12 protein-coding genes are annotated in these 18475 nt (G+C 69.1%); all 12 read right to left on the bottom strand.

What is annotated here, in order from left to right; all coding sequences use genetic code 11:
* Positions 1-152: 152 nt before the first annotated feature.
* Positions 153-5549, bottom strand: a complete 5397-nt coding sequence (locus tag ABXG85_RS01750) for a hypothetical protein (protein ID WP_353512012.1) — start codon at positions 5547-5549, stop codon at positions 153-155.
* Positions 5546-8236 carry a hypothetical protein gene (locus ABXG85_RS01745; protein ID WP_353512011.1) on the bottom strand — a complete coding sequence of 897 codons (2691 nt, stop codon included), beginning with the start codon at positions 8234-8236 and terminating at the stop codon, positions 5546-5548. Before ABXG85_RS01745 ends, ABXG85_RS01750 begins: the two co-directional genes overlap by 4 nt.
* Positions 8237-8346: 110 nt before the next feature.
* Positions 8347-11115 carry a hypothetical protein gene (locus ABXG85_RS01740; RefSeq protein ID WP_353512010.1) on the bottom strand — a complete coding sequence of 923 codons (2769 nt, stop codon included), beginning with the start codon at positions 11113-11115 and terminating at the stop codon, positions 8347-8349.
* An 11-nt stretch (positions 11116-11126) separates the two neighbouring features.
* On the bottom strand, positions 11127-11615 hold the full coding sequence (locus ABXG85_RS01735; RefSeq protein ID WP_353512009.1) for a hypothetical protein: 489 nt from the start codon (positions 11613-11615) through the stop codon (positions 11127-11129).
* 61 nt (positions 11616-11676) lie between these two features.
* Positions 11677-12693 (bottom strand): type 2 isopentenyl-diphosphate Delta-isomerase, encoded by a 1017-nt coding sequence (fni, locus tag ABXG85_RS01730; protein WP_353512008.1) that lies wholly within the window; start codon positions 12691-12693, stop codon positions 11677-11679.
* Positions 12690-14258 (bottom strand): phytoene desaturase family protein, encoded by a 1569-nt coding sequence (gene crtI / locus ABXG85_RS01725; RefSeq protein WP_353512007.1) that lies wholly within the window; start codon positions 14256-14258, stop codon positions 12690-12692. Before crtI ends, fni begins: the two co-directional genes overlap by 4 nt.
* A 57-nt stretch (positions 14259-14315) precedes the next feature.
* Positions 14316-14687, bottom strand: a complete 372-nt coding sequence (locus ABXG85_RS01720) for a DUF5615 family PIN-like protein (protein WP_353512006.1) — start codon at positions 14685-14687, stop codon at positions 14316-14318.
* On the bottom strand, positions 14684-14914 hold the full coding sequence (locus tag ABXG85_RS01715; protein WP_353512005.1) for a DUF433 domain-containing protein: 231 nt from the start codon (positions 14912-14914) through the stop codon (positions 14684-14686). The genes ABXG85_RS01720 and ABXG85_RS01715 overlap by 4 nt, the downstream gene beginning before the upstream one ends.
* Before the next feature lie 21 nt (positions 14915-14935).
* On the bottom strand, positions 14936-15961 hold the full coding sequence (locus tag ABXG85_RS01710; RefSeq protein ID WP_353512004.1) for a glycosyltransferase family 2 protein: 1026 nt from the start codon (positions 15959-15961) through the stop codon (positions 14936-14938).
* Entirely contained in the window at positions 15958-16617 is a 660-nt protein-coding gene (locus tag ABXG85_RS01705; RefSeq protein WP_353512003.1) for a lysophospholipid acyltransferase family protein, read from the bottom strand. Before ABXG85_RS01705 ends, ABXG85_RS01710 begins: the two co-directional genes overlap by 4 nt.
* Positions 16617-17315, bottom strand: coding sequence for a lycopene cyclase domain-containing protein (locus ABXG85_RS01700; RefSeq protein ID WP_353512002.1), 699 nt, complete (start codon positions 17313-17315; stop codon positions 16617-16619). Before ABXG85_RS01700 ends, ABXG85_RS01705 begins: the two co-directional genes overlap by 1 nt.
* The gene (locus ABXG85_RS01695) at positions 17312-18475 is read right to left on the bottom strand and encodes a cytochrome P450 (RefSeq protein WP_353512001.1); all 1164 of its coding nucleotides are present in this window, start codon (positions 18473-18475) and stop codon (positions 17312-17314) included. Before ABXG85_RS01695 ends, ABXG85_RS01700 begins: the two co-directional genes overlap by 4 nt.

Raw genomic sequence — 18475 nt, 5'->3', positions numbered from 1 at the left:
CGTCTGTAATGAGTTCGGAGCGCACATCAGGGTGTTCCCAATTAGGAGGATATCCCCCCGTTCGTTCACCGGGCCGTAGCGGGCCTGGAAGGGGGTGACCACTTGAGCCAGGGCGCTTGCTAGAGAAAAGAGGAGCGCAAACCCAAGGCGCTTCATCGGCTACCTCCAAAGAAGTCCAGGCGCAGGTAGAGACCCTCGGGCTGAAGGAGGCTTTCCCCGAAGCCGTAGCCTAGGTTGAGCCACAAGCCCTCCAAGGCCCGGAAGCTTCCTTCCACGCTGTAGACCAACCTGCCGCTTCCCGTGCCGGGTTGGAAGAGGTAGTAGGCCGCCCCGCCTACCCCAAAGCGCTCCGTGAGGTAAAGGTTAGCCCCGAGGCCAAGCTGGTAGGTGTTGGCGGTGGGGTCTTGGGGCTTGACCCGGTAGGCCAAGCCGGGGCGGAGCTGGAAGCCGGGCTGGGGGTAGGCGAGGAGAGCCTCGCCTTCCAGCACGGGCTCCGCCTCCCAAGTGAGGCGGTGGTAGGTGAGGAGGTTCACCTGCGAGGCGAAAAGGGCGTAGGCCAGGGTGAAGCGGGCCCTAGCCTGAGGGAGGATCTGGTAGGCGAAGTCGGCGGAGAGGGTGTTCTCCTCGTCCAGGCTCCCCGCCGCCCCGCCCCGCAGGACCAGCTTGGTTTCCTGGCCCGAGGAGGTTTCTACCCCCAAGGTGGCGCTCAGGGCCTCCGCCTTGTAGCGGGCGGCGAGGCCGAAGGCGGTGAGGGTCTCGCCCGTGGCAAAGCGGCGCTCGAGGCCGGCGGAGAGGTTCAGGCTAAGCCTTTCCGTGAGGGGGAAGGGGGCTTCCACCCCGAAGCGGGCCCGGTTCCCTTCCCCGCTTGCGGTGGGAAGCTCATAGGCCAAGGCCAGGTTGGCGTCCCCAAGCCGTTGCCGCAGGCCCAAGACCCCGCTTACCCCCTCGCCCCAGGCGTAGCTTAGGCCCCCCTCCAGGCTGAGGTTAGGGTCCAGGGGCCAGGCGGCGTCCAGCCGGGTCACGGCCCGCCCCACGCTGAAGGGCTGGGCGTGGGTGAGGAGGAGCCTCGCCCGCCCCTCCTCGTACCCCGCCCGCCCCAGGAGGGCCCAGGCCCCTTCGCCCCAGAGGTACCCAAGACCCGCCCCTAGGGTGAAGGGCTTGGGCCGGTACTCCAGGAGGAGGGCGGTTTGGGCTGGGGTGGCGTGCTCCAGGGCCACCCCCAGGGGGCCTTCCTCGTAAGCCAGGCGGGCCTGGCCCTGAAGGGCCGCCACCCCTTGGCGCAGGTCCTCCGCCCGCAGGTCCCCCCGCAGGCGGAAGGCCCCGAGCCGGGCCTCCGCCCCGAAGGCCAGGCCAAAGCGGCCCTGGGCGTAGCTGCCCCTGAGGGAGAGGCGGTTTCCCGCCCCCTCGTAGCCCAGCTCCGCCCCAAGGCGCCAGTCCCCCAGGTATGCCCCCGAAAGCCCAAAGCGGAACCCGTCCTTCTCGTACACCGCCCCGAGGCCGTAGGCCAAGAGGTCCCGGGGGGCTTCCTCCGGGGCGTAGCGGGCGAGGAGGTACACTGGGGCCAGATCAGGCGTGGAGGGGAAGAGGGGACGGGAAAGCTGGAGATTGCCGAGCTCGTCCGCCACGTAGTCCTTCCCGGCCACCAGGGGGGTTTCCCGGGCCCCTTCCACCAGGGTGAGGGTGAGGCTTCCCGGCTTGGGCCTCCGGGAAAGGCGGTAGAAGGCGGTGCCATCTGGGACGATCACCTCCTGAACCTGGTCCCGGGGCAGGAGGCCGAGGAAGGCCTCGAGCCGCGCCTCGCCCCGGGTGCTGAGGCGGAGGGCGGTGGCCTCGGGGAGGCCGGCCCCCAAAGGCGCCCGCTCGTAGCTTAGGGAGAAGGCTTCCTGGTCGTACCGGAAGGCGATGGGGTCGTCGGAGGTGAGGGGGCGCTTGGCCTCGGTGGCGGCCCCGGTGATGGGGAAGCGGTCCTGGGAGAGCTTAGCGGAGAGGCCCCCGGCGGTGTCCAAGGCGAGCTGGCCCTGGCCTGCCAGGAAGGGGCCCTCGGCGTAGGCCCGGGCCAGGCCGAAAAGCCTCGCTTCCTCCAAGCGAAGCCCGGCCACGCTCCGCCCCAGGGCCACCCCCACGCTCCCCTGGGCGAGCCAGAGGCTTTCCTTGCGCTCCCCGGCGAAGAACTTGGCCTGGGTCTGGAGCTCGTTGAAGCGGGCCCGGACCCCGAACTCCCTGGGGGCGAGGAGGGGCCTGAGGAGGACCTCCGCACGGCCGTCCTTGAGGAGGACTTGGTAGCCCGAGATGTCCAAGAAAGCGTCGGGGTTAAGCGGTTCCAGGTCCGCCTCGAGGGTGACGGGGCCGAAGCCCGTGGGGATGCCGTTTTCGTCCAGGGCCTCCACCAGGACCCGGATGGGGGTGCGCCCATCCGCCCTGGCCTCCAGGAGGGAGAGGCGGAGGCGGGTGGGGTTGCCGGCGCGGAAGACCTCGAGGCGGTCCTGGGCCACCCCTTCCACCTCCAGGAGGTTCCGGCCCACGGCCAGGGGCACCCCGTAGTACTCCAGGCGTTGCCAGCCCCGGCCCTCGTCCAGCTCCGCCTTGCCCAGGCGGTCTTGGCCCACGGGGTTGCCGTTCACCTTGAGGGTGAGGGGGCCCAAGGGGGCTTCCAGCACCACCCGGATGGCCTCCCGGTCGCGGAAGACCTCGCCATCCTTTGGTTCGCGGATCACGCCCCGCCGCTCCGCTTGGAGGGGCTTGGCCTTGCGGTAGTCCTCCAGGGTCACCTTGCCCTGCAGGAACACCTCTCGCCCCCCGGCCACGAGGGTGAGGCCGGGCTCGGCCAGGGGGGGCAGGGCCCGCTCGTGGCGCAGGGTGAAGCGCACCTCCCCCTCCTTTAGCAGGGGAAGCCGCCAGTAGAGGGCCTTCCCGTCCGTGAGGGGGTCCTCCAAGGGGAGGGCCTTATCCCCCTCCAGGAGCCTGGCGCTACCGGGGACATACTCCGCCCCTTCGGGCACGGGGAAGGCTAGGAGGAGCCCTTCCCCTTCCCCCTCCACCCGGAAGGGGAGGCGCACCTCGGAAAGCCGCTCTGGAACGAGGAGGGGAAGCCCTACCACGCTCGCTTCAGCGGGGAAGGCGGCGGGGGTTTCCCCGATGAAGGCGCTGGCCCGGTTCACGTGGGCCCCGGGGGGGACGCCCTCCGCCTTGAGGGTGAAGGTCCTCACCTCCCCGGGCCCAAGCTCCCCCTCCCAGTCCAGGCCCTCCATGGCAAGCCCCTTGGGAGGCGTGTCCAGGAGGCGGAGGCGCACGGGGTGGTCCGCCGGGTTCTCCACCCGGAGGAGGAAGACCGCCTCGCTGCCCTCGAGGACCCTTGGCTTCAAAGCTTCCTTGCTGAGCCGAAGGAGGACCCGGGCCAAGGAAGCTTCCGCCTGCAGGCTTCCGCCCTCGTGGCGCAGGGTGGCCTGGCACACCCCTTCCCGCTCCTCCCCGAAGCGGACCCGGGCCTGGTAGGTGTGCACCCGCCGCTCCCCCGGGGCCAAGGTGCCCTCAAACCGGGCCCCAGCGGGCTCCAGGAAGTCAGGGCAGGTGTCCTCCAAGGTGTAGCGCAAGGGGGCCTCTCCCCGGTTTTCCACCACCAGGCGGTGCGCCACCTCCTCCCCCGGCAGGTAGCGGCGGAAGGGGAGCTCGCGGCTGAGGGCGGGCTTGGGCAGGAGAACCTCCACCCCCGCCTCCGCCCGGGCCAGGACCTCCTCGCCCCGGAGGAGCTCCGCCCGGTTCACCAAGACGCCCTCCCCCACCACCCGGAAGGCCACCTCGTAGCTCTTCCCCTGGCGGGGCTCCAGGTACACCTCCTGGTCCAGGCCGGGGCCCTCGAGGCCCACCCCTCCCAGGTCCCGGAGGCGCACCCAACCCGGTTCGTCCCCCTGGTTGACCACGGTGAGGCGGAAGCGGGCCTCCTCCCCCTTGGCCGCCCTGGGGGTGAGGGCTTCCTTGGCGAGGGTGAAGGTGGCGGGGCGGAAGAAGACCACCTGGGCCGAGCTCTCGAGGCCAAAGGGAAGGAGCTTGCCCCTAATCTGGTAGCTTCCCGCAGGACCCTTGAGCCCCAGGGCCAGTTCCAGGGGCCTTTCCCGGGACAGGGGCCCGGTGAGGCGGGTGGGGGAGAGGGGTTCTAGCTCGGGGGGAAGCTCCAGGGCAAGCTCCGCCGGGATGAGGCCGGGGTAAGGGGTGGTGGCCCGGAGGACAAGTTGGGCCTCCTGCCCCTCCGGGTGGCGCTGGGTTGCGGGGGTGAGGGTCAGGGCCACCTGGGGCCGCACCCGGAAGACCACCTCCTTCTCCTCTCCGGGCAGGAGGGCCACCTCTTTAGGGCCCTCCACCGTGGCCCCTTCCGCCTGGAAGGTGAGGGGGTAGGTGCCGGGCCTCAGGGTGAAGCGAGCTTCTCCCGCCACCCGCCGGGCCTCCCCTGCGAGGAGGAGGGTTCCTTCGCCGGGCCTGTCCCCTGGCAGGTCCAGGAGAACCCGGACCTTTAGCCTGGCCTCGGGCACCTCCACCACAAAGGTCACCTTTCCCCCAGGGCAACCGAAGCGGGCCCGGTTTCCCTCCACCACCACCGCGCCTTCCTCCCGCACCTCCTGGAGGCGGTAGCCCTGGGGAAGCTCCAGGAGGGCGAGGCCCTCCTCGGTGAGGGTGGGCTTGAGGTCTAGGGGGTTCCCCGCCCCGTCCACCACCCGCACCTCCTTAGGCCCCGGGGGCACCGCCCGGAAGCGGCCTTCGGCCAGGACCAGGCAAGCCTTCACCTGGAAGGCGAGGGTGTTGGAGTACTGCTTGGCGGTGGGGGGCTGGGCGACGAAGAAGCGGGTGACGCCGGGGAAACGCACGGTGTACTCGGCCCAGGCCCTGTCCCCGGAAACCGGGCGCTCTTCCAAGCGCCCGTCGGGGAGAAGGACCCGGGAGAGGAGCTCCTCCGGGCCGTCCTCGTCGTAGAAGCGCACAGGGAGAGGAAGGAGTTCCTTAGGGGCCTCCAGGGCGAGGAATTCCACGAACTGCCTGCGCTCCCCGGGCAATTGCCGCAGGGTGAGGCCCGGGCCCTGGGTCCTCACATCCACCACCTGCATCCTGGGGTCGAGCTCCAAGGAGAACCCTTCCGCCCGCAGGAGAAAGCTGTTTTTCCCGAGGCCCTCGAACCGGGCCACCAGGCGGTAGACCTCCCCCTTTTGCACCTTGCCCCGGAAGAGCTCCACCTCCCGGTGAGGCTCCACCCCGAAGACCGCCTGGCGCAGGAGGGTTTCCCCCTGGTAGAGCTCGTAGATCGCCCGAAGCTCCCCTTGGCCCCTATCGTAGCGTTCATCCCCTAGTTCCGGCTTGCCCTTTAGGGCGCTCCGGTAGTCCTCGGGGTCAAAGCCGGGGGAGTAGAGGACGATCCGCCCCTCCTCCCCCTTGGGGAGGAGCCAGGTCTGGAATTGGTCTAGCTCCCATTCTAGGCCGCTTCCTAACAGGGTGGTTCTGAGCTCCACGCCTTGGGCCAGGGTCCAGGAAAGGGTCAGCAGCAAGCTCCAAAGCAAGCGCCTCATGGGTACCTCCAGCGCACCTCGGGGTCGGTGAGGCGGGCTTCCTCCACCTCGTAGACCAGGGTTTCCTCCCCCGCGAACTCGGGATAGGAGAAGGTCTTGACTCCTCCCTCGGGCAGAGGGTCGGTGAGGGTGAACTCGGGCAGAGACTCGGCGCTCCTTAGGCGGAGCTCCACCATCCGCTTTTCCCCGAGGCGAAGAAGACGCTTTTCCACCACCAGGGGACCCATGCGCAAGGTGGTGGAGCGCTCCACCCCCACGAAGCCCTTGGGGGGGCAGAGGGGGAAGTCCACCACCGTGGCCCCCTGGACCAGGGCCCGCTTGCGATACCCCTCCTCCAGGTTTTCCGGCATGGGGCGGGGCGGGAAGGGGGCGGAGGCGGGATCCAGCATCACCTGGTGAAGCCCCGCCAGGTGGCGGAAGGCGTAGCGCCCCGCCGCGTCGGTGAGGGCCTGAAGGCCGTTGGCCAAGAGGACCCTGGCCCCGGGAAGGGGGATATCCCCTGGGCTATAGACCCCGTTATCGTCCAGGTCCAGGAACACCCGGCCCAGGAGCACCCCGCCCAGGGCGAAGGGCCCAAGGCCCAGCTTGGCCAGGGCCTGGGCCTTACCGCTTGCCGTCACCGCCCCCTGGCCGCTCACCCCCAGGGCTTCGGCGATGTTCACCAGCTCCTCTGGGGCCCCGGGCAGAACCCGGAGGCGGTACTCCAGGCAGACCCGGCCCCCGCCGGGCAGGGAAAGCCCATCCCACACCAGCCTTCCTTCCAGGATCTCGGGCTCTTGGGGCCTCTTCTCCCCGCACCCCAAGAGGGCGGTGCCGGGCTCGTAGCGGGTGCCAGGGGGTGGGGTGTCCACCAGGCGCACGGTGAGGGGGGCGGTGGAGGGGTTTTCCAGGATGAGGCGGTAGGTGAGGAGGTCGCCGATGCGGGCTTCCTTCGGGCCCACCTCCTTTCGCAGGAGGAGGTTCACGCCGAAGACGGGGTGGCGCACCGGGTTGGAGGCCACGGGGTTCGGCACCTCCTTGGCCCGGAGGAGGAAGGCGTTTTCCACCAGGGCATCGTCCGGGGCCTCCGCCCGTACCCGCACCCGCAGGGTGAGGAGGGTTTCCCCAAGGGGCAGGGGGTGAAGGCGCCACACCACCTTGTGGCCCGCGGGATCGTAGGCGCCCCCGTGGGAAGCCTCCAAGAACTCCAAATGGGGGCTCAAGGCGTCCTCCACCACCCCCTGGGAAAGGGGGGCGAAGGCGTTTTGCACCCGTAAGGTGTAGGTCACCTCCTGCCCAGGCCGCAGGGTGGTGCCGGGGGCGGGGTCCGCCTCCTTGAGGAGGGTGAGGGTCCCTTTGGGGGCCACCTCCAGGCTGTTCCAGGTGGCGTTTTCCGCCCCCGTGGCCTGGGAGCGGGCCACCACCCGGGCGGTGAAGCTCGCCGCCTCTTGGGCTAGGTAGCAGACCCGGAAGTCCTTGCGGGCGCCCGCCTCGAGGGCCAAGGAAAGCGGTAGGGGCGTGCCGTCCGGGTTTTCCAGCCAGGCGCTCACGCCCTGGGGCACCCCCTCCACCCGCAGGGCGTAGCTGTCCGGGGCGGTTCCGGCGTTTTCCAGGGTGTGGAGGAAGCAGAAGGGTTGCCCGGCCAGGGCCCTTCCCGCCTGGCGGTCATCGGCAGAGCCCTCCCCGCCGGGAAGGGCCCGGGGGTTGCCCTGGGGCCCCAGGTGGTGGCGGTGGAGGAGAAGGACCCGGGTCACGGCCCTGCCCTCCGCCGGGCCCCCATCGCCCCGGGCCACCGCTCGGTTTTCCACCTCCCCCGGGGGTGTGCCCTCCGGCACCCGCAGGCGGAAGGTGAGGAGGGCTTCCTCCCCGGGAAGAAGCCGCGCCAAGCTGAGGCGCACCCCCTGCACGGAAGGGGGTTCCGTGGGGGACCAGCTGGCGCCGTCATAGTAGGCGATCTGGCCCTTAGGGGCGCTGGCGGAGCCGGGCACGAAGGGGAAGGGGAGGGGAAGGTCTTCTAAGGTGACGTTGCGGGCCTCCGCATCCCCCAGGTTCCGCACCCTTAGGCGCACCGCCACCTCCTCACCAGGGAGGGCGGTGGGCGTCATGGCCTTTTCCACCTGCAAGGCGGGACCCATCGCCGCCCGCACCCGAGCCCAGTTCTCCCGGTCTTCCTCCCCACCCGGGCAGCGGGCCAAGGGGGTGAGGAGGAGGCTTCCCGAGGCCTGGGCTGGGAGCTTCACCCGCAGGACCAGGCGGCGGCTTTCCCCCATGGCCAAGGTAGCCTCGAGGATGGGGCCACCATCGGGGAGAGCGTCCCCGTTCAAGTCCTGGAAAAAGAGGACCTCTTCCGGGTCGAAGTCCCGGGGTCCCAGGAGGTGCCCCAGGGTGAAGGTGAAGGGGGCGTTACCCCCGTTGCTCAGGAGGTAGGGGAGGTAGGCGTAACCCCCCGGATTCCCGGGGGCTTCCAGGCCGGGGGCGGCTTGGGTGCCGTTAGGCCCGAGGAGGGGAACGCAAAGGGCCTCTACCACCGTTTCCACGACGTTGGAGAGGTAGCGCTCTTCCCCAACTTGGGCTAGGGCCTGGTTGCGGATCACCGCGCCAGCCGGGGTGAGGGCCAGGGCGAAGGAGGAGAGGAGGGCGAGGAAAAGGGCAAGCGCCCCTTCTAAGCCTTCCCATTTCCTTTTCCACCGCCTTTTGATCCCCTTCATCTGTATTCACCCTCCTCGGTCCCTATGAAAACCTTGTGAAAGCACTTCTCAAAAGCGTTTCTCGGTTTTTAAAGGGCCCGCCCCGGGAAACCCCGGGGCGGGCTTTGGGGCTACTGCACCTGCACCACCAGGGTGATGGTGATCCTAGCCGCGGGCGGCATCACGTCGGCGTTGGTGATGTTGCCGTCCCCGTTCGTGTCCACGCCCACGTAGACCGCGCCGCCCGTGGACACGGAGGGGGGTGCGGAGGTGCTCCAGGTGGTGCCGTCCGTGGAGTAGAGGACCTGGGCCCCGGCGGGGAAGCCCGACGCCGTGGCGCTCACGCTCTGGAAGGTGGTGTAGCTCGGGATGGGGTCGGAGACGATGACCTTGCTCAGGTTCCCGGTGCCGATGTTCTCGGCCACGATGGTGTAGGTGAGGTTCTCGCCCGGCGTAGCGCTTGCCTTGTCCACCGCCTTGGTGAGCCTAAGCTCCCCGCCCACGATGGTGGTGGTTTCCGTGGCGGCGTCCGTGGCGTCGTAGGTGTTGTTGGGGGTCCCGGTGGTCACATCGCAGTTGGCGGTGAGGGTATTGGTGTCGATGCGGCCCACGGGCTCCCCAGCGGGGACGATGACCCGGACGTAGATGGTGGTGGTGCCGCCGTTGGGGGCCACGTACACGTCCGCAAGGCCGCCGTACCAGTTGGTGCCGTCGGTGGAGTACTGGTAGGTCCAGCCGTAGGCGCCGCCCGAGCCGGCGATATCGCAGTGGGCGGGGGCGTTGGAGTTGTTGAGGAGGGTGTGGGTGTAGACGATGGTGCCCGGGCTCGTCACCGTGCCGGAGCGGTCGGGGTCCAGGGTCACCTGGGCGATGAGGTTCACCCAGATCTCGGTGTAGGCGTAGTCTAAGGGCTCGGCGCTGGACTGGGTGCTCTTGGCTTCGAAGTTGAAACCCACGCCGCCCGGGGGAGCCGTTCCCTTAAGGGTGACCACCGCTAGGAACTTGAACTCCTGGTTCGGGTTCACCAGGCCGGTGTTGGCGATGGGAGCTCCATCCGGGATGCCGTCGTCGTTAGCGTCGGCGTAGAAGAGGACGCTGTCCACGACGTTGCTGAAGTTCCCCGTCTGGGGGGTAACGATGAGCTGGTAGTTGTCGGCGAGCCCGTTGGGGTTCAGGTTCTTGACCCGGAGGCGGTAGACCACGGAGCCGCCGGGGTTGGCGGAGGGGTAGGTGGTCCCGGACTGGTAGATGACGCGAGTCGGGGTCGTGGTGTCGTCAGAGGTGTAGTTGGTGCCGTTGGAGGTCTGGACCTGCGTGTAGGGCGGGTAGCCGTTCACACCGCCGTAGAGGTCGAACCGGAACCCGTCCGCCACCGCCTGGACCGTGTCCTGGGTCGTGTCGGATTTGTTGGGGTCGTTCACGCTGGTAGCGGTGACCGTAAGGTTCACAGGACCGCCCGTGTAGTTGGCAGGGATGCTGCACTTCACGGCGAAGCTGTAGTCCCCGCCCGCGCTCACCGGCCCCACGGGGCCGTTGATGGGGGTGGTGAGGTCGTCGGCCACCATCTGGCACGTCCAGCCGGAAGGAGCGCCGGAAACGCTCAAGGTGTAGCTGTCCTGGGCGTTCCCGGTGTTCCGCAGGGTGTGGCGGAAAAGGACGGTGGTCCCCGCTGTGGCGGAGGAGATAGTTTGGGTATCCCCGCTCTGGTTCACCGTGTAGCCGCCGGCGACATAGCTACCGCTCGCCCCGCCCTGGGGATACCCGTAGGGACCCACCACCACGTTGTAGGCGGCACCCACGGTGTTGCTGGTGGTGTTGGTGGCCAAGGACTCGCCGGGGTCGCTGGCGTCGCCGTCCCCGTTGGCGTCGAAGCGGACCGTGGCGCTGTTGGTGTAGGTGGAGCCGGAGGGGGCGTTGGCAGGCACCTGAGCCTGGAAGCTAAAGGTGTACTGCGCCCCTTGCGGGAAGAAAGCCCCCGTGCCCTCGATGAGCATGCCGATCTTCTTGGTGCCGTCGCCGCTGATGGGGAGCATGCTGCTGGTGAGGGTGACCCAGGCGGTGCCGTCGTAGTAGACGTAGCGCACGGTGCCGGCGCCGGCGGAGCCCGTGGGCATCTGGCTCACCACAAGGCCAGAGGGGATCACGTCCTCCACCAGGATGCCCGTCTTGCTTTGCCCGTCCACGGTGACGGAATAGCCGTAGGCTGGGCTCCCGCCCGTGTTGCTCCCGGAGATGGTGTAGGTGATGGTGGCGCCTGGGGCCACGTTCCCGCTGGGGGAAGCCGCCTTGAAGGCAGTGAGGGCGGCGGCGGTGGTGGCGGTGGTCCGGGCCCAGTTGTCCGTGTCCGTGACGGTGGTATCGCCCTGGGAGGTGCCGGCGAGGTTCAGGTTGCCGTACTGGCCGTTAGTGGCGGTGGCGGGGATGGTGGCCGCCACGATCACGCAGGCTTGGGTCCCCGCCGCCAAGGTGACGTTGGTCACCTGGGTTTCCCCGGCGTCCACGTTGCCGTTGCAGTTGCTGTCCAGGTAGATGAGGACGTTGAGCAGGTCAAAGCCGTCGTTCGTGCCCTGGGTGGTACTCAGGTTAATGGTGTCCGTGCCGTTGCCGTTGTTGGTAACGGTGTAGTTGAAGAGCACCTGGGCCCCGGGCAAGCCGCTACGGGTCTGGCCCGGGTTGGCTTCCGTGCCGTTTGGGGCGATGGTGAAGCTATAGACCTGCTGAACGATGGTGGTGACCAGGTTGGACGTGGTGGTCCTGGGCTGGCCAGCGGAGTCGATGTAGCTGGCAGAGGCTTGGTTGCTGATGGCCGTCCCCGCTGGGGTCATGGCCCAGGCCAGGCTCAGGACAAAAGCGAGTCCTAAGACTAAAAGCCATGCGATAGGCGTCTTCTTTCCCTTCATCCTTGACCTCCTTAACGAACGGCGGTGCGCAAGGATACCTGTACCTTGGCCCCTTTGGGTAGCTCGGGTACGAGCCACCTGACGTGCGTGTACTCTTCTGGCTTCACTTCCACTTCCCTTTCCACCTCCTTCCCGTTTTCCACCACCCGGACCCGCTTCTTGAGGGGCGGGACACCGAAGGTCTTGCCCCCGTCAAAGCTAAACTCCGGGCGGATGGTGGCTCCGTTTAGGGAGAGGAGCTTGGCGCTCCCCTCCAGGTAGACGGTTTCCGTGGGGATGGGGATGACGAGCGTTACCTGGCGGAGCGCCCCTTGCGAGCGGTTTTCCGCCACAAGGCGCCACTCTAGGATGTCCCCGGGCTTCACCGCCACGGGGTTTTCCTCGTAAACCTCCTTGCCCTCCACTACCCTTACCAGGTAGGGCTTTAGGTCCAGGTTGAGGGCCTGGGCCAGGGCGATGAGAAGGAGCAAGAAACCAAGGAGCGGCAAGAACCTGCGCATACCTCACCTCGCTCCCTAGTATTATGGCAGGTCTGTGAAAGCCGTGTGAAAACCCGAGGGGTTAAAGGGGAGTATGGGCGGAAAGGGGCGACACCCTCCCCCTGGCCTCGAGGGGGCGCCGGGCCCCGAGGGCGAAGAGGGCGGTGCGCATCTCCTCCAGGTAGTCCTGGATCCAGGCGGCCGCCGCCTCAGGCCCTTGGAGGGCTGGCTTCAGAAGAGGCCTTGCCACCGCCACCAGGTCGGCCCCTAGGGCGAGGGCCTTCACCGCATCCGTGCCCGTGTAGACGCCCCCGGAGGCGATGAGGGGGATTTGGGGCAGGACCTCCCTCACCTCGAGGATGGCCTGGGCCGTGGGGATGCCGATCTCGCAGAGCTCCGGGTGGCGCACCTCGCCGTAGCGCACCCACTCCTCCACCCGGGCCCAGCTCGTTCCCCCCGCCCCGGCCACGTCCACCGCCGCCAGGGGGAGGTCCCTTAGGGCCAAGGCCGCCTCCCGGGATAGCCCGTGCCCCACCTCCTTCACCAGGACGGGGAAGGGGAGGGGGAGGAGGTCCCTCAGGCGGTCCAGGAGGCCCCTAAAGTCTGTGTCCCCCTTCTGCACCGCCTCCTGGAGGGGGTTCACGTGGAAGGCCAAGGCGTCCGCCTGCAAGAGCTCCACCAGGCGGAGGAGGTCTTCCCGCCCGTGGCGCCGGAGTTGCGCCAGGCCCAGGTTGGCCACCAGGAGGGCCCTGGGGGCCACCTTGCGCACCTGGAAGCTCCGCAGGGCCTCCTGCCGCTCCAGCACCACCCGGCCCGAGCCCAGCATCATCCCCACCCCCAGGGCCTCCGCCGCCTCCGCCAGGGCCAGGTTGATGCGCTCGCCCAAGGCCTCCCCCCCTGTCATGGCCCCGATGAGGAAGGGGGCCCGCAGGGTCTTGCCCAGGAAGGGGGTGGTGAGGTCCACCTCGGAGAGGGCGAGGCCCGCCAGGGCCTGGTAGCGAAGCCGAAAGCGCTCCAGGCCCGTGGTGGTCTTTTGGTAGGCCACATCCCCTTCCAGGCAGGCCTCGAGGTGCTTCCGTTTCCGCTCTAGGGTGCTCACCCCCAGGCCTCCCTGAGCCCCTTGGGCGCCTGTTCCAGCCCCAGGTCGTGGGCCACGAGCCTCGCCGTCATCTTGGCGGACATGAGGACGCTGGGAAGCCCAGCCCCCGGCTGGTAGCTTTGGCCCACCAGGTAAAGCCCCTTTACGTCCTCGGAGCGGTTATGGGGGCGGAAGCTTGCCGTCTGCCAGAGCACGGGCTCAGGGCCGAAGGCGTTTCCCAGGTGGCTATTCAGGGTCCACTGGAAGTAGTCGGGGGTGATGTGGTGGGCGTAGACCAGGCGGTCCATGAGGCCCGGGAGGTAGCCCGCCTGGTCCAGGTAGCGGAGGGCCTTCTCCAGGTACCTCGGCCCAAGCTCCCGCCAGTCCAGACCGCTTCCGTTGTGGGGCACGGGGACCAGGGTGTAGGCGGCGTGGTGCCCGGGTGGGGCCAGGGAGGGGTCGGTGAGGGTGGGGAGGTGCAGGTAGTGGGCGAAGTCCTCCGGGAGGACCTTGCGGGCGAAGATATCCTGAAGAAGCCCCTCGTAGCGCTCGGTGAGGAGGACGTTGTGGTGCCTGAGCCTTTCCCCCTCGAGGCCGTCCGCCCTAAAGCCGAAGTAGGCCACGAAGAGGCTCATGGAAAGCCGGGTGCGCTTGAGGCGCCAGTCCCCGTGGAAGCGGCGGTCCTCGGGGGCGAGGAGCTCACCGTAGGTGTGGACGTAGTCGGCGTTGGAAACCACCACCTCGGCGTCGAGCCGCTCCCCGTCCTCCAGGACCACGCCCCGCACCCTTCCCCTGTGGGTGAGGATGCGGCGCACGGGGGCCTGGTAGCGGATCCTCCCCCCGAGCTCCAGGAGCTTCCGCACCATCCCCTGGACCAGGGCCCCCGTCCCCCCCAGGGCAAAGTGCACCCCCCAGGTGCGCTCCACGAAGTGGATCATGGCGTAGATGGCGGGCACCGAGAGGGGGTTTCCCCCGATGAGGAGGCTTTCGAAGGAGAAGACCCGCCGCATCTTGGGGTTTTGGAAGTACTTCTTGACGAAGGAGAAGAGGGGCCGGACCGCATCCAGGCGGAGGAGGTCGGGGGCAACCCGGAGGAGGTCGAAGAGGCTTCCGAAATGGGTGAAGCCCAGTTCCAGAAAGCCCCGGCGGAAGATGGCCTGGGCGTCTTGCTCGAAGCGGAGGTAGCCCGGCAGGTCCTCCGGGGCGAGGCGCCGGATCTCGGCGAGGAGGTGGTCCCGGTCGTCCTTGTAGTCGAAGTAGGTCCCGTCGGGGAAGTGGATGCGGTAGAAGGGGTCCAGGGGAACGAGGCGCACGTAGCGCTCCGTGTGGCTGAGGCCTTCCTCCTCGGGAAAGTCGGGGTAGAGCCGGGGGTTTCCCGGGCCCGTGGCGAAGAGGTCCTCCAGGAAGGGGGGCACGGTGATCACCGTGGGGCCCATGTCAAAGGTGAAGCCCTCCGCCCGGTGGACCCGGGCCCTGCCCCCGGGGCCGTCCAGCTTCTCCAAGACCAGGACCTCTAGGCCCATGGCGGCGAGGCGGATGGCGCAGGCGAGCCCACCCACCCCGCTTCCGATGACAAGGGCGCGCATGGGAGGAGATTACCCCATGGGCGGGGCAGGATTGCGGGGCGGGCTACAGGCGGCGGGTCAGGCTTTCGCTCCGCTTCCAGGAAGCCTTCGGATACGTAACCGATCCCTTTCCAGAACGGAGAAGGCCCCCACCAAGTCCTCGCCGTGGTGGACGAGGGCCCACAGTACCCGGTCGGCCTTCGCTTGGGCGCTGAGGCCTTCCAACCGGAGAAGGAGCACACCCCCCGGGGCTGAGCCCTTGCGGAAGGCCAGCTCGCCGAAGTCCTTGTCCGTGGTGACCAAGAGCGCTCCCTCCTCCTTGGCCAGGGCGACGACTTCGTGGTCCTTGGCCCCCGGGGCCAGCTCGGCCACGTAGAGGACCTCAAGGCCCCATCTCCTTAGGCGTCGCACGATGGGGAAGTCCACGCCCTCGTCTGCGAGGACCTTCACACCTTTTCCGGATAAGGGTAGATGCGCTCCCCGCTCAGGGCTTCGGCGGCGTAGCGCAGGGCAGCCCGCAAGCCTTCTGGCGTCAAGTGGGGATAGGCCTCGAGGATGGCCTCAGGGCTCTCCCCAGCCGCTAGGCGGCGGAGGATCTCCTCCACGGTGATGCGGGTGCCGGCCACCACGGGCTTACCGCCCATGACCTCGGGGTCCACCACGATTCGCCCTTCCACGGATACCCATTTTACCCCGTGCTAGGGCAAGGCCCGCCCCTTCCACCGCTTCCCCGGCAGGAGGGCGCGGAGGTAGACGGGAAGCAGGAGAAGAGGGGCCAAAGGGGCCAGGAGGGCGGGCCAAAGAGCCCCCCCGGTGGCCCTCTGCCCCAGGGCCCTTTCCAAAAGCCCCAGGAGGCCGAGCTCCCACCGCCCAAAGGCCCAAGGGAGGGTGTAGAGGGCCAGGTGGTAGAACCAGGAGCCCAGGAGGATGGCGGGGTTCTTGAGGTGGACCTCGAGGAAGTTCTTGCCAAACCCCTCCACCATCTCCCCATAGCCCCGGTACATCCGGGCGGAGAAGAGCCCCGTCCCCAGGTAAAGCCCGTAGCGCCCCGCCCGCCGGGCTAAGGCCACGTCCTCCAGCACCTCGCCCCGCACCGCCTGGTGCCCCCCAAGGGCGAAGTAGGCCTGGCGGCGGAAGGCCAGCACCTGGCCGTTGGCCACCCGGAGGGCCGTGAGGAGAGGATAGGGCAGGAAGGAGAAAAGCCCCCCCATGACGAAGGGCACGGGGGCGAGGAGGGGGGTTCCCACCTCCTGCCGGGGCAAGGCGGAAACCATCTCCACCTCCTCCAGGACCGAAAGAAGCCCCCCCAAGGCCCCCTCCCCCCAGGCCACGTCGGCGTCGGTGAAGACCAAGACCTCCCCCCGCGCCTCCTGGGCCAGTTGCCAGCAGGCCCAGTTCTTCCCCGTCCAACCCTGGGGCAGGGGCTTCCCCCGCAGGAGGCGGAGGCCCGGGCAGTCCTTGGCCAAGTCCAGGACCACCTGGGCGGTGCCGTCCTCCGAGCCGTCGTCCAGTACCAGCACCTCCAGAGCCCCTTGCCGCAGGAGGGTGGGGAGGGTGCGGCGGAGGTTTTCCGCCTCGTTCCGGGCGGGGACGAGGAGGGAGGCGGTGGGCTCCTTGGGGGTGGGCCTTGGGGCAAGCTGGGGAAAGGCGAGGAGGTTGTAGAGGAGGGCAAGCCAGCGGAGGAGGAGGAAGAGGAAGACGCCGAAGAAGAAGTCCCCCGTCATCGCCTTAGGGCCTCCACCAGGGGGCGAACCCTTTCCTCCAGGCTCCGCCTGCCCCTTAAGACCTCCTGAAAGCCCGGGGGAAGGGCCCGGGGATGGGTTTGGGCCAAGAGGCCGTCCAGCTCGGCCAAAAGCCCCCCCAGACGGGCGCCGAGGTCCTCCTCGGGGGCGAGGGGCGGGCCCAGGAGGAGGAAGGCCTCGGGGTGCTCAAACCCCCTCAGGGCCACCCGGGCGGCCACGGGAAGGACCCTCACCCCCGCCTTTCGGGCCAGCCACAGGGCCCCCGGCCTCAGGGGCCCCAGGGGGCCAGGGTAGCGGAGCTCCCCCTCGGGGAAGACCGCCACCCACTCCCCCCGCCCAAGGCGCCTTAGGGCCTCCCGCACCCTCGAGGCGGCCAGGGCCCCCGCCAGGGCCAAGACGGGAAAGGCCCTCAGGTTTTCCTCCGCCACCAGAAGGCTTGTGGGCTGCCGCCCTAGCCGCCCCAGGAGCCAGACCAGGTGGCCGTCGAAGAAGCTGTGGTGGTTCAGGGCCAGGACCAGGGGCTCCCGGGGAAGCTCCCCCTTGAGGTATACCCCCCGGAGGCTTCCCTTCAGGCTCCGGAGGAGGAGGCCCTCCACGAAGGCCTTGAGGAGCTTGGCCAAGGGACGCTTGGGGTCCATCATCGCAGGCGCCTTAGGGCCTCGGGGTGCCAGGCCAGAAGGAGACCCTGCACCACCGCCAGGTTGGTGGCCAGGAAGAAGGCCATCTCCTCCAAGGGTAGCCCGAAGGCCTTGGGGCCTAGGGTGTACTCCGGGGCGATCCACCAGATCCCGGCCCGAATGGCGTAGAGGTCGGCGAGCCACAGGTAGAGGGTGGGAAGGGCCACCCCGAGGAGGAGGGGCCGCCGCCAGGCCCAAAGGAGGTCTCCCCCGAAGGCCCACTGCAGGAGGAAGACGGGGGCGAAGTAGGCCAGGATGAGCCCCAGGTAAAGCCCCTTCCCCCCAAGGGCCAGGAGGAGGACTCCCGTGGCGGCGAGGAGGAGGAATACTCCCCCACCCCCCACCCTAAACACTCCGGGCCCCGGGGGCGGGGGTGTCCCCGCCAGGCGGAGGAGGAAGGCCCCGGTGAGGAGGGGTTGGAGGAGGAAGAAGAGGTACTCCTCCAGGGGCACGTATCCGATCCGGAGGAGGACCCGCCCCTCGGGGTAGCCCCAGACCCCCCGCCAGACCAGGTAGTTGTCCCAGGGGGTGGTGTAGAGGAGGGCGATGAGGGGCATGAGGAGGTAGGCCCAAAGCCGGGGCGGCCTGGGCCTCGCCCAAAGGAGGAGGGCGAGGAGGGGCGGGAGGAGGAAGAGGAGGTGGAACTCCAGGTAGGTCATGCCGCCTCCAGGCGGGCGGGAAGCCCCCCCAGGGGCCAGAGGGTCACCCCAGGGTGGACCTTGGGCCGGGGCAGGGGTTCCAGGCGGAAGCGGCGGAAGAAGGCCATGAGGGCCACCTCCCCCTCCAGGAGGGCGAAGTCCCGCCCCAGGCAGAGCCTTTGCCCAAAGCCAAAGGGGAAGTAGCGGCCGCTTGGGGTGGCGGGGCCTTCCAGGAAGCGCTCGGGCCAGAAGGCCTCCCCCTGGGGGAAGGCCAGGCGGTGGGTGACGTAGGGGGAGAGGACCAGGGTGGTCCCCGCCGCCACCCTCTCCCCCAGGAGGTCCAGGGGGCCCTCCGCCTTGCGGGTGAGGAGCCAGGCGGGGGGGTAGAGCCTTAAGGCCTCGTGGAAGGCGGCGCGGGCGAAGGCGGGGTCCTGGGCCGCCCGGGCCTGGTGCTCTGGGCGGTGGGAGAGAAGGAAAAGGGCCCAGGTGAGGGCGCTTGCCGTGGTTTCGTGCCCGGCGATGAGGAGGGTCTTGGCCTCCGCCAGGGCCCGTTCCCGGGGCAGGCGGGAAAGGGGAGGCACGGGGAGGAGGGCCTCCGCCTCCCCTTCCAGGGCCCGCCGCAGGCGGTGGAAGGCCCCCTCCGCCAGGAGGTTGAGCCGGGTGAAGGGGTTTTGCATCCGCTGCACCGCCCGCTCCAGGGCCTTCAGGGCGAGCTCCGCCAGGCCCTCGGGGAGGGGCCTACCCCAAAGGGCCCGGCCCAGGAAGCGGAGGGAGAGGCGGAGCATCTCCTGGGCCAGGTCCCGCACCTCCCCCACCCGCCAGGAGGCGAAAAGGCCCTCCGCCTCCTCCCGCCAGGGGTCCCGGTAGGCCTGGACGCTTTTCGGTAGGAAGGGGTCCTTGAGGACCTTCCTGGCCTCCTTCCAGGAAGGACCGAAGTCGGTGAGGAGGCCCCGCCCCGTGAGGCGGGAAAGCTCGTGGTACTGGAAGGTGGCCTTGCTCTCCACCCCGAGGAGGACCGCCTCCACCCCCTCGGGGTCGAAGACCAGGAGGAGGGGAAACCCGGGTAGGGGAAGCCGGAGGCGGGGGTGCGCCCGGCCCCAGGCGAGGAGGGTGTCCAGGGGGTCGTCCCGAAGGCGCCTCAGGTCGGGGAGGGCCCGCCTTAGGTCCAGGGTGGCGGTCAT

The sequence above is a fragment of the Thermus sp. LT1-2-5 genome (assembly GCF_040363165.1).
Classification (GTDB): domain Bacteria; phylum Deinococcota; class Deinococci; order Deinococcales; family Thermaceae; genus Thermus.
This window is presented reverse-complemented; position numbering and strand designations above follow the sequence as displayed.

What these genes read in the sequence shown, in the direction of transcription:
- ABXG85_RS01750 (WP_353512012.1), bottom strand. Translation starts at nt 5,549, where the DNA reads ATGAGGCGCTTGCTTTGGAGCTTGCTGCTGACCCTTTCCTGGACCCTG.
- ABXG85_RS01745 (WP_353512011.1), bottom strand. Translation starts at nt 8,236, where the DNA reads ATGAAGGGGATCAAAAGGCGGTGGAAAAGGAAATGGGAAGGCTTAGAA.
- ABXG85_RS01740 (WP_353512010.1), bottom strand. Translation starts at nt 11,115, where the DNA reads ATGAAGGGAAAGAAGACGCCTATCGCATGGCTTTTAGTCTTAGGACTC.
- ABXG85_RS01735 (WP_353512009.1), bottom strand. Translation starts at nt 11,615, where the DNA reads ATGCGCAGGTTCTTGCCGCTCCTTGGTTTCTTGCTCCTTCTCATCGCC.
- crtI (WP_353512007.1), bottom strand. Translation starts at nt 14,258, where the DNA reads ATGCGCGCCCTTGTCATCGGAAGCGGGGTGGGTGGGCTCGCCTGCGCC.
- ABXG85_RS01710 (WP_353512004.1), bottom strand. Translation starts at nt 15,961, where the DNA reads ATGACGGGGGACTTCTTCTTCGGCGTCTTCCTCTTCCTCCTCCTCCGC.
- ABXG85_RS01705 (WP_353512003.1), bottom strand. Translation starts at nt 16,617, where the DNA reads ATGGACCCCAAGCGTCCCTTGGCCAAGCTCCTCAAGGCCTTCGTGGAG.
- ABXG85_RS01700 (WP_353512002.1), bottom strand. Translation starts at nt 17,315, where the DNA reads ATGACCTACCTGGAGTTCCACCTCCTCTTCCTCCTCCCGCCCCTCCTC.
- ABXG85_RS01695 (WP_353512001.1), bottom strand. Translation starts at nt 18,475, where the DNA reads ATGACCGCCACCCTGGACCTAAGGCGGGCCCTCCCCGACCTGAGGCGC.